This window comes from Pandoraea pulmonicola (assembly GCF_000815105.2).
In the GTDB taxonomy this organism is placed as follows: domain Bacteria; phylum Pseudomonadota; class Gammaproteobacteria; order Burkholderiales; family Burkholderiaceae; genus Pandoraea; species Pandoraea pulmonicola.
In genome coordinates, this window is record NZ_CP010310.2 from 943734 (window position 1) to 960813 (window position 17080).

The window sequence follows — 17080 nt, forward strand, 5'->3', positions numbered from 1 at the left end:
GCGCGCCGATGAGCAAGTATCTTCCGTTTTCCCACGACAACGACCTGACGCTGCTCTATCTCGGTCAGGAGTACTTCACCGCGCTCATCGACGCCATCGACAAGGCCACGCGCGAAGTCGCCCTCGAGACGTACATCTTCGAGGCGGACGCGGTCGGCCAAAACGTTTCGGCCGCCTTGCAGCGCGCCGCGCAACGCGGCGTTGCCGTGCGCGTGATCACCGATGGCATCGGCACCAGCCGCCGTCTGGCCTACGTCAACGAGTGGCGCGAGGCCGGCGTGATGCATCGCATCTACAATCCGCGCCTCTTCGGCAAGTTCGGCTTCTCGCGCACGCATCGCAAGCTCGCCGTCATCGATCATTCGGTGGCGTTCGTGGGCGGCATCAACATCATCGACGACTACAACGGCGGGGGCGGCGTGCGTATGGACGACCCGCGCTGGGACTTCGCCGTGCAGTGCCGCGGCCCGATCGTGGCCGAGATCGCCTTCGCCTTTCACATCCAGTGGCTGCGTCTCGCGCCGGGCTATCTCGGTACACCGTTCCGGCATCGTCGTCACGGCCTGCGCGGGCGCCTGCACGCACCGTACGCCGGTCAGGCGGCGTTCGTCGCGCGAGACAACCTGCACAATCGTCGCGCCGTCGAAAAGGCCTATCTGATGGCGCTGGGACGCGCGCGCCACGAGGTCTGGCTGGCAAACCCCTATTTCGTGCCGGGCCGACGCCTTCGCCGCGCTCTCACGCAGGCCGCCCGCCGCGGCGTGGCGGTGCACCTGCTCATCGGTCGCAAGGAGTTCCGGCTGCTCGACACGGCCGTACCCTGGCTCTACGCCAAGCTGCTCGACGCCGGCGTGCGCATCGGCGAATACGACATGCGTCAATTGCACGGCAAGGTCGCCGTGGTCGACGACGTCTGGGCGACAGTCGGTTCGTCCAATCTCGACGCCCTGTCGCTCTTCCTCAATCACGAAGCCAATGTCGTCGTGCTCGACGACCCGCTGGTCATCCAGCTGCGCGACCACATCCGCCGCGCGTTCGCCGACGCGCGCCTGATCGACCCGGCACGCTATGGGGAGCGCTCGCGTTGGCGGCGCTTCTATCAGTGGATGGCGTACCGCCTGTACCGGCTGGCGATGAAAGTCCTCACGCGCTGGAAGTACGACTGAGTCAACGGTGCCGGCGGCACCGCCGTCGGCGCCTCCAGCCGCCGGGTGCTCCGCAGTCACCGGATTGCCTCGACGCCAACGAGGCGACCGACATGCGCCCGGCCCCGCCGGCCGGGCCGCCGCAGCCTGTTGCCCGCGGCGTCCAGCCGGAAATCGATTAGGTATTCCGATCTAATAAATTCCTTGTTCGCCCATGGGCGTCCCTCAATAATAGGACGGCCGTTCGATTTTTTGGTTAGCATCGAAGAACGGATAACCAAAGCGATGCCATGACACATGCGAAAGGGTGAACAGACACGTGCCGCGATCCTCAATGCCGCGCTGGAATTGGCGGGGCGGGATGGACTCGAAGGCCTGACGATCGGCTTGCTGGCCGATCGCATGCAAATGAGCAAGAGCGGCGTCTTCGCGCATTTCGGTTCGCGCGAGGATCTGCAGATCGAGGTGCTGCGGGAATACCACCGGCGCTTCGAGGAAGAAGTGTTTGCCCCCAGCATGGAGGTGCCGCGCGGCTTGCCGCGACTCAGGGCGCTGGTGGATCGCTGGATGGACAAGCGTATTCGCGAAGTCACGACGGGCTGCATCTATATCAGCGGCGCCGTCGAATACGACGATCGCGCAGCCAGTCCGGTGCGCGAAGCCCTGGTGAAGAGTGTGCGGTTGTGGCGATCGGCTCTGCTGCGCGCGATCACGCAAGCGAAGGAGGAGGGACATCTGCGCGCGGACACCGATCCGCGCCTGATGCTCTTCGAAATGTACAGCCTGACGCTCGGTCTGCATCACGACGCGCGTTTCCTGCGGGAAGTGGGCGCGGTCGAGATGACCCGGGTGGCACTGGAAAAACTGATTTCGTCATATCAGCGCGGGTAAGGCGCGAGCCGTCCGCGATTCGATTCGATTTGTTCGGAGGAGTAGGTCATGGGACAGTACAACGCGCCGCTGCGCGACATGCAATTCGTTCTGCACGAACTGCTGGGCGTGGAAAACGAATTGAAGGCATTGCCGAAACACGCGGACATCGATGCCGACACCATCAATCAGGTGCTCGAAGAAGCCGGCAAATTCTGTAGCGAAGTCGTCTTCCCCCTCAACCAGGTGGGCGATCGCGAAGGCTGCAAGTACGAAGGCGACGGCGTGGTGAGTACGCCCACGGGTTTCAAGGCGGCCTACCAGCAATACGTCGAAGCCGGCTGGCCGGCACTCGCCTGCGATCCGGAATTCGGGGGCCAGGGGCTGCCGCAGGTCGTGAACAACGCCCTGTATGAAATGCTCAACTCGGCCAACCAGGCCTGGACGATGTACCCGGGCCTCTCGCACGGCGCCTACGAGTGTCTGCATGCCCACGGCACGCCCGAGCAACAGGCGACCTATCTGCCGAAGATCGTGTCGGGCGAATGGACCGGCACCATGTGCCTGACCGAGCCGCATTGCGGCACCGACCTGGGCATGCTGCGCACGAAGGCCGAACCCAATGGCGACGGCTCGTACGCCATCTCGGGCACGAAGATCTTCATCTCGGCGGGCGAGCACGACATGGCCGCCAACATCATCCACCTCGTGCTGGCGCGTCTGCCGGATGCGCCTCCGGGAACGAAGGGCATCTCGCTGTTCGTCGTGCCGAAGTTCATCCCGGATGCGAACGGCGCACCGGGCGAGCGCAACGGCATCAAGTGCGGCTCGATCGAGCACAAGATGGGCATTCACGGCAACGCCACCTGCGTGATGAACCTCGACGGTGCGAAGGGCTGGCTCGTGGGCGAGCCGAACAAGGGCCTGAACGCCATGTTCGTGATGATGAACGCCGCACGTCAGGGCGTGGGCATGCAAGGTCTCGGCCTGACCGAAGTGGCCTATCAGAACTCGCTGGCGTACGCGAAGGAGCGCATTCAGATGCGCTCGCTCACCGGTCCGAAGGCCCCGGACAAGCCGGCCGATCCGATCATCGTGCATCCGGACGTGCGCCGCATGCTGCTCACGCAAAAGGCCTATGTGGAAGGCGGCCGCGCCTTCTCGTACTGGACCGCGCTGCACATCGACAAGGAGCTTTCGCACGGCGACGAGGCCGAGCGCAAGGAAGCCGCCGATCTCGTCGCGCTGCTCACGCCGATCATCAAGGCGTTCCTGACGGACAACGCCTTCGAGTGCACGAACCACGCGCTGCAGATCTACGGCGGCCACGGCTTCATCTCCGAGTGGGGCATGGAGCAGTACGTGCGCGATGCGCGCATCAACATGATTTACGAAGGCACCAACTCGGTTCAGGCGCTCGACCTCCTCGGCCGCAAGGTGCTCGGCGACATGGGCGCGAAGCTCAAGAAGTTCGGCAAGCTCGTGCAGGACTTCGTCGAAGCCGAAGGCGTGAAGGAAGAGATGCAGGAGTTCGTCAACCCGCTCGCGGACATTGGCGACAAGGTCCAGAAGCTGACGATGGAAATCGGCATGAAGGCCATGGCCAACCCGGACGAAGTGGGCGCGGCCTCCGTGCCGTATCAGCGCGTGGTCGGCCACCTCGTGTTCGCGTACTTCTGGGCGCGCATGGCGCGCATCGCACTCGACAAGCAAGGCAGCGGCGACAAGTTCTACGAGTCGAAGCTCGCCACGGCGCGCTTCTACTTCGCGAAGCTGCTGCCGGAGACCGCGTCGCAAATCCGCATGGCCCGTGCCGGCGCGAAGACGCTGATGGAAGTCGACGTCGACCTGTTCTGAGAGCGGAGGAGATCATCGTGAGCCAAACCAACAAACCCCTGGTTGTACGCAAGGTCGCCGTGCTCGGCGCCGGCGTGATGGGCGCGCAGATCGCGGCGCACCTCGTCAACGCGAAAGTGCCCGTCGTGCTGTTCGATCTGCCGGCCAAGGAAGGCCCGAAGAACGGTATCGTCACGCGTGCCATCGACGGTCTGAAGAAGCTGAGCCCCGCGCCGTTCGCCGACAAGGCCGACGCGCAGTACATCGAAGCGGCCAACTACGAAGACGACCTGGCCCGGCTGGGCGAGTGCGACGTGGTGATCGAGGCGATTGCCGAACGCATGGACTGGAAGCACGACCTGTACAAGAAGGTGGCGCCGCATCTGGCCAAGCATGCGATCTTCGCGTCGAACACGTCGGGCCTGTCGATCACCGAACTCTCGGAGGGCTTCGACGCCGATCTGAAGGCGCGCTTCTGCGGCGTGCACTTCTTCAACCCGCCGCGCTACATGCATCTGGTCGAGCTGATCCCGACCGCGACGACCGAGCCGGCCATCCTCGATCAACTCGAAACGTTCCTCACATCCACGCTCGGCAAGGGCGTGGTGCGCGCGAAGGACACGCCGAACTTCATCGCGAACCGTGTCGGCGTCTTTTCGATTCTGGCGGTGTTCGCCGAGGCGCAGAAGTACGGCATTCCGTTCGACGTCGTCGACGATCTGACGGGCAGCAAGCTCGGCCGCGCCAAGTCGGCCACGTTCCGCACGGCCGACGTGGTCGGCCTGGATACGATGGCGCACGTCATCAAGACGATGCAGGACGGCCTGAAGGACGATCCGTTCGCGCCGACGTACGCCACGCCGCCCGTGCTCAAGGCGCTGGTGGAGAAGGGCGCCCTGGGTCAGAAGACGGGCGCGGGCTTCTACAGGAAGGAAGGCAAGGTCATCAAGGTGCTCGACCCGCAGTCGGGCGAGTACGTCGAGTCGGGCAAGAAGGCCGACGAGATGGTCGTGCGCATTCTGAAGAAGGCGCCGGCCGAGCGTCTGCGTCTGCTGCGCGAATCGACCCATCCGCAGGCGCAGTTCCTGTGGGCCGTGTTCCGCGACGTGTTCCACTACATCGGCGTGTATCTCGAGCAGATTGCCGAGAATGCACGCGACGTCGACTTCGCGATTCGCTGGGGCTTCGGCTGGAGCACCGGACCGTTCGAGGACTGGCAGGCTGCCGGCTGGAAGGACATCGCGCAGTGGGTGCAGGAAGACATCGATGCGGGCAAGGCCCTGTCTAACGCGCCGCTGCCCAAGTGGGTCACGAGCGGCAAGGTGGCCGAAGCCGGTGGCGTGCACACCGCGCAGGGCGCCTACGCGCCGGCGAAGGACGCCTTCGTGCCGCGCAGCACGCTGCCCGTGTATCAGCGCCAGGTGTTCCCGGCCTCGCTCGTGGGCGAAGCGGGCAACGACCCGCGCAAGTTCGGCAAGACCATCGAAGAGAACGACGCCGTGCGCGTGTGGGTCGACGAGACCCCGGGCCAGGACGACGTGCTCATCGTCTCGTTCAAGTCGAAGATGAACACCATCGGGCCGGACGTCATCGACGGCCTGACGCGCGCCATCGATCTGGCCGAGCAGCACTATCGTGCCGTGGTCATATGGCAGCCGACGTCGCTGCAACTCGGCGCGCCGGGCGGTCCGTTCTCGGCGGGCGCCGATCTGGCCGCCGCCATGCCGGCGTTCATGATGGGTGGCGCCAAGGGCATCGAGCCCTTCATCAAGAAATTCCAGGACGGCATGATGCGCGTGAAGTATGCGCAGGTGCCGGTCGTCTCGGCCGTGTCCGGCATTGCGCTGGGCGGTGGCTGCGAACTGCTGCTCCATAGTGCCAGGCGCGTGGCGGCGCTCGAGAGCTACATCGGTCTCGTGGAAGTGGGCGTGGGCCTCGTGCCGGGCGGCGGCGGTCTGAAGGAAGCGGCCATTCGCGCGGCCGAGGCGGCGAAAGCCGCCGACAGCGTGCAGTACCTCCAGTTCGTGACGAAGTCGTTCACCAACGCCGCCATGGCGAAGGTCTCGGCCTCGGCGCTCGACGCCCGCGAGATGGGCTATCTCAAGCCGTCGGACACGATCGTCTACAACGTGCACGAACTGCTGTCGGTGGCTCGCAACGAAGCGCGTGCCTTGGCGGTGGCCGGATATCGTCCGCCGCTCAAGCCGGCCGGCATTCCGGTGGCGGGTCGCTCGGGCGTCTCGACGATCAAGGCGCAGCTCGTGAACATGCGCGACGGCAACTTCATCTCGGCGCACGACTTCCTGATCGCCTCGCGCATCGCCGAAGCCGTGTGCGGCGGCGACGTCGAAGCAGGCAGCCTCGTGAACGAAGAGTGGCTGCTGGCGCTCGAGCGTCGCGCCTTCATCGACCTGCTGGGCACGTCGAAGACCCAGGAACGCATCATGGGCATGCTGCAAACCGGCAAGCCGGTGCGCAACTAAGCCGATCGGAGACTGACATGAGCAAACAACTGCAAGACGCCTACATCGTTGCCGCCACGCGCGCGCCGATCGGCAAGGCACCGAAGGGCAGCTACAAGAACACGCGTCCGGACGACCTGCTCGCGACTATTCTGAAGAGCGCGCTCGCCCAGGTGCCGGATCTCGATCCGAAGGTCATCGAAGACGCGATCGTCGGCTGCGCCATTCCCGAAGCCCAGCAGGGCCTGAACGTGGCGCGCATCGGCGCGCTGCTCTCCGGCCTGCCGAACACGGTCGGCGGCGTGACCGTCAACCGCTTCTGTGCCTCGGGCCTCACGGCGCTGGCAATGGCTGCCGATCGCATCCGCGTGGGCGAAGCCGATGCGATGATCGCCGGCGGCATCGAGAGCATGAGCATGGTGCCGATGATGGGCAACACGCCGTCGCTCTCGCCGTCGATCTTCGAGCGCGACGAGAACGTGGGCATCGCCTACGGCATGGGGCTGACCGCCGAGAAGGTGGCGCAGCAGTGGGGTGTGTCGCGCGAAGCGCAGGACGCCTTCGCGCTGGCCTCGCACCAGAAGGCCATCAAGGCGCAGCAGGCCGGCGAGTTCGCGAACGAAATCACGCCGATTGAGATCGTCGAGCGTTTCCCGAATCTCGCGACGGGCGAAGTGTCGGTCAAGACGCGCACGCTCTCGCTCGACGAGGGCCCGCGTCCCGACACGTCGCTCGAAGGCCTGGCCAAGCTGCGCCCGGTGTTTGCCAACAAGGGTTCTGTCACGGCCGGCAACAGCTCGCAAACGTCGGACGGCGCCGGTGCGCTGATCGTCGTGAGCGAGAAGATCCTCAAGCAATTCAACCTCACGCCGCTCGCGCGTTTCGTGTCGTTCGCCGTGCGTGGCGTGCCGCCCCAGATCATGGGTATCGGTCCGAAGGAAGCCATCCCGGCAGCGCTGCGCGCGGCGGGGCTGACGCAGGACCAGATGGACTGGATCGAGCTCAACGAAGCGTTTGCCGCGCAGGCGCTGGCCGTCATCAAGGATCTGGATCTGGATACCAGCAAGGTCAACCCGATGGGCGGCGCCATTGCGCTGGGCCACCCGCTCGGCGCCACCGGCGCGATTCGCGCAGCCACCGTGGTCCACGCGCTGCGTCGCCACAACCTGAAGTACGGCATGGTGACGATGTGCGTGGGCACCGGCATGGGCGCCGCGGGGATTCTGGAGCGCATGTAAGTCGGCGAGGCGTCGGCCGGCGCTCGGCGATGCGTTGAACGACGCATGGCGCGATGGGGCTGGCCAAGCCCGGCACTGACGACTCGGGGCGCCGGGGTGCGGTGACGCGAATGCGCTGCCGCCCCCCGGCGTTTTTCATACCGCGGGCGCATCGTCCGATGGTGGGGCCTTCGTCCCAAGGAGACAAACGAGATGGAAGACGTATTGGTGCAGCGCCAGGGCGCCGTGCAGGTGTTGACCTTCAACCGCGCGCACAAGAAGAACGCGATCACCGCCGAGATGTACCAGGCGCTGGCCGACGGCATTACCGAGGCGGAAGCCGATGCCTCGCTGCGTGTGATCCTGATCCAGGGGCAGCCGGAAGCCTTCTCGGCGGGCAACGACCTCGAAGACTTCCTCAAGCATCCGCCCAGGGACGAGGATGCCCCCGTGTTCCGGTTCCTGCGCGCGATCAGCCAGGCGACCAAGCCGATCGTGGCCGCGGTGGCGGGCAACGCCGTGGGTGTAGGCACGACGCTGCTGCTGCACTGCGATGTCGTGTACGCCGCCGAGACGGCCCGGTTCTCGCTGCCGTTCTCGCAACTGGCGCTGTGTCCCGAGGCGGCGTCGAGCTGGCTGCTGCCGCGCGTGGCGGGCTATCAGCGCGCCGCCGAAAAGCTCCTGTTCGGTGAGCCGTTCGACGTGAACGAGGCGGTGGCGATGGGCTTCGTCAATCGTATTGTCCCGGCAGCGGAGCTCGCGGACTATGCGGCCAAACGAGCGACACAACTGGCCGCCATGCCTGCCGGGTCGCTGCGCGTGACCAAGCAACTGATGAAGGCCGACGGCGCGCGCGACGTGCAGGCGCGCATCGGCGAGGAGGCCGTGGAGTTTGGCAAGTGTCTGGTTTCGCCGGAAGCGCGCGAGGCATTCACCGCGTTCTTCGAGAAGCGCAAGCCGGACTTCGAACAGTTTTCGTAAGCTTCGCTGATCAGCCGGCGTCGGCGAGGTTGGGCAGCGGACGCGGGCGGCGGTCTTCGTCGGTGGCCACGTAGGTGACCATCGCCTCGGTCACTTTGACGATGTCGTGCGACAGACGCATGCGCTGCGCGTACGCCTCGACGTAGACGGTGATCGACGTGTTGCCGGTCTTCACGATCGTGGCGTAAAAGCTCAGCAGATCGCCGACGAAGACCGGCTCCTTGAACAGGAAAGAATTGACGGCGATGGTCGCCACGCGGCCGTTGGCGCGTTGGGCGGCCGGGATCGAGCCGGCGATGTCGACCTGCGACATGATCCAGCCGCCGAAGACGTCGCCGTGGGCGTTGGCGTCGGCGGGCATCGGCATCACGCGCAACGCCAGTTGTTTTTCTTCGGGCAGGGCCGCGAGGGCAGGGGTCGGGGTGCTCATGAGATTCCTTGCGTGAGCCGGGGAAAGCCTGGAAACGGGCGCCGCATGCGACGCCCGGGCCGGCGTGGGCCTTTGATCCCGTTGCGCAGCCCCGCGGGCGGGAGTCCACCCGGCGACGGCTCAGCATGAGACGCCGGGTTCTGCGAAAATACGCCATCGACGATTTTAGCGGAAAGCCCTCGCGCGAGCCGGACGCCGCCCCACTTCATCATGAGACGTTTCACTCCGGCCGAACCTGCGCCGGCGGCCTCCGGTTCCCCGAACAACGCCAAGCCGGCACGCGGCGACTGGCAGGTCATCAAATCGCTGCTGCCCTATCTGCTGGAATTCCGCGGACGCGTCACGCTCGCGCTGTCGTGCCTGGTCCTCGCCAAGGTCGCCAACCTCGGCGTGCCGATTCTCATGAAGCACATCGTCGACGCGCTCGGCCCGGTGGCGACGCTCTCGGCGACCGCACGGGCGACGGCCGATCCGAGCCTGATCGTCGTGGGCGGACTGGGCCTGCTGGTGATCGCCTACGGGCTCGTGCGGCTGTCCACGTCGCTCTTCACCGAGCTGCGCGAAATCCTGTTCTCGAAGGTGACGGAAAGCGCCGTGCGGCAGATCGCGCTCAAGGTGTTCCGCCATCTCCATGCGCTGTCGCTGCGCTTTCATCTGGAGCGGCAGACCGGCGGCATGAGCCGCGACATCGAGCGCGGCACGCGAGGCATCCAGTCGATGATCTCGTACTCGCTCTACAGCATCCTGCCCACGTTGATCGAAGTGGCGCTCGTGCTCGGCTTCTTCGTGGTGCGCTACGACGCGTTCTACGCGCTCGTCACGCTCGGCGCGCTCGTGCTCTACATCACGTTCACGGTCAAGGTCACGGAGTGGCGCACGCATTTCCGGCGCACGATGAACGAGCTCGATTCGAAGGCCAACGCACGCGCCATCGATTCGCTCATCAACTACGAGACGGTGAAGTACTTTGGCAACGAGGCGTTCGAGACGCAGCGCTACGACGAGAACCTGAAGCGCTACCGCGCAGCCGCCATCCGTTCGCAGAACTCGCTCTCGGTGCTGAACTTCGGTCAGCAGGCGATCATCGCCACGGGCCTCATCCTGATTCTCTGGCACGCCACGCAAGGCGTGATGAGCGGGCGCATGACGCTCGGCGATCTGGTGCTCGTCAACACGTTCATGCTCCAGCTCTACATTCCGCTGAACTTCCTCGGCGTGATCTATCGCGAGCTCAAGCAGGCGATGACCGACATGGACCGCATGTTCACGCTGCTCGACGTCAATCGCGAGGTGGCCGATCCGCCCGGCGCGCAGCCGCTCGTGTGCACCGGCGGCACCGTGCGCTTCGAGCACGTGAACTTCGGCTACGAGCCGACGCGCCAGATTCTGCACGACGTGGATTTCGCCGTTGCGGCAGGTACGACGACGGCCGTCGTGGGCCACAGCGGTTCGGGCAAATCGACGCTCTCGCGCCTGCTGTTCCGCTTCTACGACGTGGGTTTTCCGGGCGTGCCGGCCGGATGCATCACCATCGATGGACAGGACATTCGCGAGGTGACGCAGGACTCGCTGCGCGCGGCCATCGGCATCGTGCCGCAGGACACGGTGTTGTTCAACGACACGATCTACTACAACATCGCGTACGGCAATCCGTCCGCGTCGCGCGACGAGGTGATCGCCGCCGCGCGCGCCGCGCACATCCACGACTTCATCGAGAGCCTGCCCGCCGGCTACGAGTCGATGGTCGGCGAGCGCGGCCTGAAGCTCTCCGGCGGCGAGAAGCAACGCGTGGCGATCGCGCGGACCATCCTCAAGAATCCGCATATCCTGATTTTCGACGAGGCGACGTCGGCGCTCGATTCGCGCTCCGAGCAGGCGATCCAGTCGGAACTGCGCAACATCGCGTGCGAGCGCACGACGCTGGTCATCGCGCACAGGCTCTCGACAGTCGTGCACGCGGCGCAGATTCTCGTGCTCGACAAGGGACGCATCGTGGAGCGCGGCACGCACGACGAACTGCTGCGTGCCGAGGGCCTGTACGCGCAGATGTGGGCGCTGCAGCAACAGCGTCGCGGGGGCGAGGGAGACGCCGAGGCGTCGCACTTCGCCACGGTCGTGTCCTGAATCGTCGGCCGGGATCGATTTGTCCGGTTTGTCATCCCGGCCGGCGATTGAGTAGACTAGCGCGCTGACATCGCCGACGCGGGAGCACCGCATGGAAATCAAGTGGCTCGAGGACTTCGTGTCGCTCGCCAAGACGAACAGTTTCAGCCGTTCGGCCGAGTTGCGTCACGTGACGCAGCCGGCGTTCTCGCGCCGCATCCAGGCGCTCGAGGCGTGGCTGGGCAGCGAGCTGATCGACCGGTCCAGCTATCCCACCCGCCTCACGCCGGCGGGGGACGTCTTCTACGAACAGGCGCTCGCGCTGCTCTCGCAGGCACAGGAGGCGCGCGCGCTATTGCGCGAGCAACGCTCCGCGGATCACTCGGTGCTGGATTTCGCCGTGCCGCACACGCTGTCGATGACCTTCTTCCCGCGCTGGCTCAAGACGCTGGAAAAGCGTCTGGGCTTGCTGCGCAGCCGCTTGCGGGCGTTGAACGTGCACGATGCGGCCATGTCGCTCACCGACGGCGGCTGCGACCTGCTGATGTGCTATTACCATCCGAGCCAGCCACTGCAGCTCGATGCCGCCCGGTACGAGATGGTGGTGCTCGGCAGCGAGCGCTTCAGCCCGTACAGCGCGCCCACGCCGCAGAAGCGGGCCCGCTTCAGGCTGCCGGGCACGGCCGAGGCCCCGGTGCCGTATCTGGCCTACACGTCGAACGCCTACCTTGGACGCATGGCCGATCTGCTGGTCGGCGACACGGCGAGTCCACCGCATCTGGACAAGGTCTACGAGACGGACATGGCCGAAGCGCTCAAGGCAATGGTGCTCGCCGGCCACGGCGTGGCCTTCCTGCCGCAGAGCGCCGTGGTCGACTCGATCGCGCGCGGCGAACTGGTGGATCTGGCGCCCCCCGGCAAAGTCGGGGGGCCGTGGCATCTGGACATGGAAATCCGGCTGTACCGTGACCGGTTGGCCTACACCGAGGCGAGCAACCGGCGCGAGCGCGCCAAGCGCGATGTGGTCGAGGCGTTCTGGCAGGCCGTGCGAGACCAGATCAAGGGGTGAAGTTGGGAAAAAGCCGGGTGGGCAGTAGGGATTCTTCAGTGAATTCCCACCCGGTGACCGGCCGAGAGCCAGCGTTCACGGGATGTTCGCCGCCATTCGTATGACGAACCGGTGAAATGAAGAAACTATGCAGGAATTGCATAGTTGCATGTTTTTTCGGCATTGGATTGTTTTCGACGGTTATTTGTAAAGTGCGAGCCATTCGTGTCGTGCCTGCGCGCGGACACTGATTGAAGCCGGAGAATCCAGAGATGTCTCAAACGTCACACGCCTTGCCTTCCTACCTCCAGGCCGACGACCTCGGCCCGTGGGGCAACTACCTCCAACAGGTCGATCGCGTCACGCCCTACCTGGGCTCGCTCTCGCGCTGGGTCGAAACCCTCAAGCGCCCGAAGCGCATCCTGATCGTCGACTGCCCGATCGAACTCGACAACGGCACCATCGCCCACTTCGAGGGCTACCGCGTTCAGCACAACACCTCGCGCGGCCCCGGCAAGGGCGGTGTGCGCTTCCACCAGGACGTCACCCTGTCCGAAGTCATGGCCCTGTCGGCCTGGATGTCGGTCAAGAATGCGGCGGTGAACGTGCCCTACGGTGGCGCCAAGGGCGGTATCCGCGTCGACCCGCGCAAGCTCTCGCGCGGCGAGCTCGAGCGCCTCACGCGCCGCTACACCAGCGAAATCAACATCATCATCGGACCGACCAAGGACATCCCGGCGCCGGACGTCAACACCAATGAGCAGATCATGGCGTGGATGATGGACACTTACTCGATGAACGAGGGTTCCACCGCCACCGGCGTCGTGACCGGCAAGCCCATCTCGCTGGGCGGCTCGCTGGGCCGTCGCGAGGCCACGGGCCGCGGCGTGTTCGTGGTGAGCTGCGAAGCGGCCCGCCGCCTGGGCATGGATGTGCGCGGCGCCCGCGTGATCGTGCAAGGCTTCGGCAACGTGGGCGGGATCGCGGCGCGCCTGTTCCATGAGGCGGGCGCCCATGTCATCGGCGTGCAGGATCACACCGGCACGATCTACAAGTCGGACGGCCTGGACGTGCCGAACCTGCTCAAGCACGTGGCCGAAACGGGCGGCGTGGGCGGTTTCGCGGCCGCCGAAGCCATCAAGGACGAAGAGTTCTGGTCGCTCGACTGCGAATTCCTGATCCCGGCGGCGCTGGAAAACCAGATCACCGAGAAGAACGCCGACAAGATCCGTGCGAAGGTCGTGGTCGAGGGGGCGAACGGCCCGACGACGACGGCCGCCGACGACATCCTGCGCAGCAAGAACATCCTCGTGGTGCCGGACGTGGTCGCCAACGCCGGCGGCGTGACCGTGTCGTACTTCGAATGGGTGCAGGATTTCTCGAGCTTCTTCTGGACCGAGGAAGAGATCAATCACCGCCTGGAGCGCATCATGCGCGAAGCGTTCGACGGCGTGTGGCACGTGGCGCAGGAGCACAAGGTCTCGCTGCGTACCGCGGCATTCATCGTGGCGTGCAGCCGAATTCTGCAAGCCCGTGAAATGCGGGGCCTGTATCCCTGATTAGGTGGCGCGCTGTACTAAGTAGTAATACGCATTAATGCGCAAAAAACGAATGTTCGGGGCGATTTACGTCAAAGAAGGCGTACGTTCCGAACATTCGAGAATAAAAAAATAGGCAATTGCAGTGCTAGAATGCATTCGTTTTGTGCCAAGGAGACCAAGGAATGACCCTCTCGAAAATTGCATTGGCGATGTGTTGTGTGGGCCTGATGGCAGGCGCCGCGCAAGCGCAGGAAAGCGGTACCCTCAAAAAAATCAAGGACAATGGCGTGATTTCGCTGGGCAACCGCGAATCGTCGATCCCGTTCTCTTTCTACGATAACCAGCACAATGTTGTCGGCTATGCCAACGACGTCGCGCAGGCCATCGTCGAAGAGGTCAAGAAAGAGCTGAAGCTGTCGAAGCTGGACGTGAAGCAGACCCCGATCACGTCGCAAAACCGTATTCCGCTGGTTCAGAACGGCACGATCGACATCGAGTGCGGTTCGACCACGAACAACGCCGAGCGTCAGAAGCAGGCCGCGTTCTCGAATACGTTCTTCATCATCGGCACGCGTCTGCTGGCGAAGAACAGCTCGGGCGTGAAGGACTTCGCCGACCTCAAGGGCAAGAACGTCGTGACCACGGCGGGTACGACCTCGGAGCGTCTGCTGCGCGAGATGAACCAGAAGGACAACATGGGCATGAACATCATCAGCGCCAAGGATCACGGCGAGGCAGCCATCACGCTGCACTCGGGCCGCGCCGTGGCGTTCATGATGGATGACGCCCTGCTCGCCGGCGAGCGCGCCAAGTTCAAGGATGCCAAGGACTACAGCATCGTTGGCAAGCCGCAATCGTACGAAGCCTACGGCTGCATGATGCGCAAGGACGATCCGGCGTTCAAGAAGCTGGTCGACAAGGCTGTCGCGGACTACCAGAAGTCGGGCAAGGCGCAGGCCGACTACAAGAAGTGGTTCCAGTCGCCGATCCCGGCGCTGGGCGGCACGAACATGGACTTCCCGCCGTCGGCCGAAATGGCTGCCCTGTGGAAGTCGCCGAACGACAATGCCGACGTTCAGGGCGCGAAGTAAGCCGCAAACGGCTTGATGGATCGCTGAATATCATCGGTACGTAATGCTGAAGCGGAAGGAGTCAATCCTTCCGCTTCTTTTTAAGCAAGAAAAGTAGAAAAGGGGAGATCATGGCTCTCGGTCTCGATTTCAGTTTTTTCTTCCAGCCGGTGGCCACCGGCGAGGACACCACCTACTTCGGGTGGCTGCTCTCGGGCTTCAAGCTCACGCTTGAGGTCGGCCTCGGCGGCTGGATCATCGCGCTCGTCGTCGGCTCCGTGCTCGGCGTGATGCGCACCGTCCCCAACAAATGGATCTCCGGCTTCGCGACGGCCTACGTCGAGCTGTTCCGGAACATCCCGCTGCTGGTGCAGTTGTTCTTCTGGTACTACGTGGCCCCCGACTTTCTGCCCGAAAGCGTGCGCCAGTGGCTGTTTTCGCTCAATCCCGCAAACGTCTCGCTGCTCACCGGTGTGGTCGGCCTGGGGCTCTTCACGGCAGCCCGGGTGTGTGAGCAGGTCCGTTCCGGTATCAATTCGCTGCCCAGGGGCCAGAAGAACGCCGGTCTGGCCATGGGGCTCACGTTGCCGCAGACGTATCGTTTCGTGCTGCTGCCGGTGGCATTTCGCGTGGTGATCCCGCCGATCACCTCGGAATTCGTCAACATCTTCAAGAACTCGGCCGTGATCTCGACGGTGAACCTGCTCGAACTGACCGGTCAGGGCAAGCAGCTCATCGACTACACGGCCCATAGCTACGAATCGTTCATCGCAGTGACGATCGCGTATATGGTCATCAACATCGTCGTGCTCATGTCCATGCGTTGGCTCGAGTCGAAGACCCGCCTGCCGGGCTACATCGGGGGCAAATAATGGGTGAGATTTTCGCTTGGGGCGGCGCGATCGATGCGATGCCGCTGCTCGTCAAGGGCATGGTCACCACGCTGCAGATCACGGTGCTCGCCGTGATTGTCGGCATCATCTGGGGCACGCTGCTCGCAATGATGCGTCTGTCGGGGGTGACGGCTCTGAAGTGGTTCGCGGATCTGTACGTGAACGTGTTCCGCTCGATCCCGCTGCTGATGGTGCTGCTGTGGTTCTTCCTGATCGTGCCGCAGGTGCTGCGCTCGTTGCTCGACGTGCCGCCGACGTGGGACATCCGGATGGTCTCGGCGCTCGTGGCCTTCTCGCTGTTCGAAGCAGCGTATTATTCGGAAATCATCCGTGCGGGCATTCAGAGCGTGTCGCGTGGCCAGATGTCCGCCGCCTTCGCGCTGGGCATGTCGTACTGGCAGGCGATGGGCCTCGTGGTGCTGCCGCAGGCGTTCCGCAACATGGTGCCGTTGTTGCTCACGCAGGGCATCATTCTGTTCCAGGATACGTCGCTCGTGTACGCGATCGCCTTGGCCGACTTCTTCGGCATGGCGTATCAGGTCGGCCAGCGCGACGGCTCTCTGCCTGCAATGATTGTGTTTGCCGGAGCGGTCTACTTCGTGATCTGCTTCACGGTTTCGATGTTGGTTAAACGTCTTCAAAAGAGGTTGGCGAAATGATTACCCTTAAAAACGTCTCCAAGTGGTACGGCCAGTTCCAGGTGCTCACGGACTGCTCCACTGAAGTCAAGAAGGGTGAAGTCGTGGTGGTGTGCGGCCCGTCGGGTTCGGGCAAGTCCACGCTCATCAAGACCGTCAACGGTCTGGAGCCGATCCAGCAAGGCGAGATCATCGTCGACGGTACGTCGGTCGCCGATCCGAAGACGAACCTGGCCAAGCTCCGCTCGCGCGTGGGCATGGTGTTCCAGCACTTCGAACTGTTCCCGCATCTGTCGATCACCGAAAACCTGACGCTCGCGCAGGTCAAGGTGCTCGGCCGCCGCAAGGACGAAGCCACCGAGAAGGGCCTCAAGCTGCTCGAGCGCGTGGGTCTCAAGGCGCATGCGCACAAGTTCCCGGGGCAGCTCTCGGGCGGTCAGCAGCAGCGTGTGGCCATCGCCCGTGCCCTGTGCATGGACCCGATCGCCATGCTGTTCGACGAGCCGACCTCGGCGCTCGATCCGGAAATGATCAATGAAGTGCTCGACGTGATGGTCGAACTGGCCCAGGAAGGCATGACCATGATGGTGGTCACGCACGAAATGGGCTTCGCCAAGAAGGTCGCGAACCGCGTGATCTTCATGGACCAGGGCCTGATCGTCGAAGACGACAACAAGGAAGAGTTCTTCGCGAACCCGAAGTCGGATCGCGCCAAGGACTTCCTCGCCAAGATCCTGCACTGATCGCCGCAGTCGGACCGCTGTCGTCCGACATTGCGTTGGAATGAAAAAAGCGTGCCCTCGGGCACGCTTTTTTTATGGGCTTGGGCGACACGCCACGCACCGC

The 17080-nt window shown here is 64.2% G+C and carries 14 protein-coding genes; 13 read left to right on the forward strand and 1 reads right to left on the reverse strand.

The window, feature by feature from the left end:
• Positions 1–8 precede the first annotated feature (8 nt).
• The 6 genes from clsB to RO07_RS04205 all read left to right on the forward strand — a co-directional run bounded on the left by clsB (position 9) and on the right by RO07_RS04205 (position 8511).
• Positions 9–1166 (forward strand): cardiolipin synthase ClsB, encoded by a 1158-nt coding sequence (clsB, locus tag RO07_RS04180; protein ID WP_039408271.1) that lies wholly within the window; start codon positions 9–11, stop codon positions 1164–1166.
• Positions 1167–1442: 276 nt separating this feature from the next.
• Entirely contained in the window at positions 1443–2036 is a 594-nt protein-coding gene (locus RO07_RS04185; RefSeq protein WP_039408274.1) for a TetR/AcrR family transcriptional regulator, read from the forward strand.
• Between the two features lie 48 nt (positions 2037–2084).
• Positions 2085–3872 carry an acyl-CoA dehydrogenase C-terminal domain-containing protein gene (locus tag RO07_RS04190; RefSeq protein WP_039408276.1) on the forward strand — a complete coding sequence of 596 codons (1788 nt, stop codon included), beginning with the start codon at positions 2085–2087 and terminating at the stop codon, positions 3870–3872.
• Between the two features lie 77 nt (positions 3873–3949).
• Positions 3950–6334: a 3-hydroxyacyl-CoA dehydrogenase/enoyl-CoA hydratase family protein gene (locus RO07_RS04195; RefSeq protein ID WP_052267521.1), complete on the forward strand. Its 2385-nt coding sequence runs from the start codon at positions 3950–3952 to the stop codon at positions 6332–6334.
• 17 nt (positions 6335–6351) lie between these two features.
• Positions 6352–7551 (forward strand): acetyl-CoA C-acyltransferase, encoded by a 1200-nt coding sequence (locus RO07_RS04200; RefSeq protein ID WP_039408279.1) that lies wholly within the window; start codon positions 6352–6354, stop codon positions 7549–7551.
• A 192-nt stretch (positions 7552–7743) separates the two neighbouring features.
• Positions 7744–8511, forward strand: coding sequence for an enoyl-CoA hydratase (locus RO07_RS04205; RefSeq protein ID WP_039408281.1), 768 nt, complete (start codon positions 7744–7746; stop codon positions 8509–8511).
• Between the two features lie 10 nt (positions 8512–8521).
• Here RO07_RS04205 and RO07_RS04210 read toward each other — a convergent pair whose 3' ends face one another.
• Positions 8522–8941: an acyl-CoA thioesterase gene (locus tag RO07_RS04210; protein WP_039408285.1), complete on the reverse strand. Its 420-nt coding sequence runs from the start codon at positions 8939–8941 to the stop codon at positions 8522–8524.
• Positions 8942–9151: 210 nt separating this feature from the next.
• Between RO07_RS04210 and RO07_RS04215 the strand changes: the two genes are divergently transcribed.
• The 7 genes from RO07_RS04215 to RO07_RS04245 all read left to right on the forward strand — a co-directional run bounded on the left by RO07_RS04215 (position 9152) and on the right by RO07_RS04245 (position 16977).
• Positions 9152–11065 (forward strand): ABCB family ABC transporter ATP-binding protein/permease, encoded by a 1914-nt coding sequence (locus RO07_RS04215; protein WP_039408287.1) that lies wholly within the window; start codon positions 9152–9154, stop codon positions 11063–11065.
• Positions 11066–11156: 91 nt separating this feature from the next.
• A complete protein-coding gene (locus RO07_RS04220; RefSeq protein WP_039408290.1) occupies positions 11157–12113 on the forward strand; it encodes a LysR family transcriptional regulator in 957 nt (318 codons plus the stop codon).
• Positions 12114–12364: 251 nt separating this feature from the next.
• Positions 12365–13651 carry a Glu/Leu/Phe/Val family dehydrogenase gene (locus RO07_RS04225; RefSeq protein WP_039408293.1) on the forward strand — a complete coding sequence of 429 codons (1287 nt, stop codon included), beginning with the start codon at positions 12365–12367 and terminating at the stop codon, positions 13649–13651.
• Positions 13652–13815: 164 nt separating this feature from the next.
• Positions 13816–14724 (forward strand): glutamate/aspartate ABC transporter substrate-binding protein, encoded by a 909-nt coding sequence (locus tag RO07_RS04230; RefSeq protein ID WP_039408295.1) that lies wholly within the window; start codon positions 13816–13818, stop codon positions 14722–14724.
• 110 nt (positions 14725–14834) lie between these two features.
• Positions 14835–15575: an amino acid ABC transporter permease gene (locus RO07_RS04235; protein WP_039408297.1), complete on the forward strand. Its 741-nt coding sequence runs from the start codon at positions 14835–14837 to the stop codon at positions 15573–15575.
• Positions 15575–16255 carry a glutamate/aspartate ABC transporter permease GltK gene (gene gltK, locus RO07_RS04240; protein WP_039408300.1) on the forward strand — a complete coding sequence of 227 codons (681 nt, stop codon included), beginning with the start codon at positions 15575–15577 and terminating at the stop codon, positions 16253–16255. Before RO07_RS04235 ends, gltK begins: the two co-directional genes overlap by 1 nt.
• On the forward strand, positions 16252–16977 hold the full coding sequence (locus tag RO07_RS04245) for an amino acid ABC transporter ATP-binding protein (RefSeq protein ID WP_039408303.1): 726 nt from the start codon (positions 16252–16254) through the stop codon (positions 16975–16977). Before gltK ends, RO07_RS04245 begins: the two co-directional genes overlap by 4 nt.
• Positions 16978–17080 lie beyond the last annotated feature (103 nt).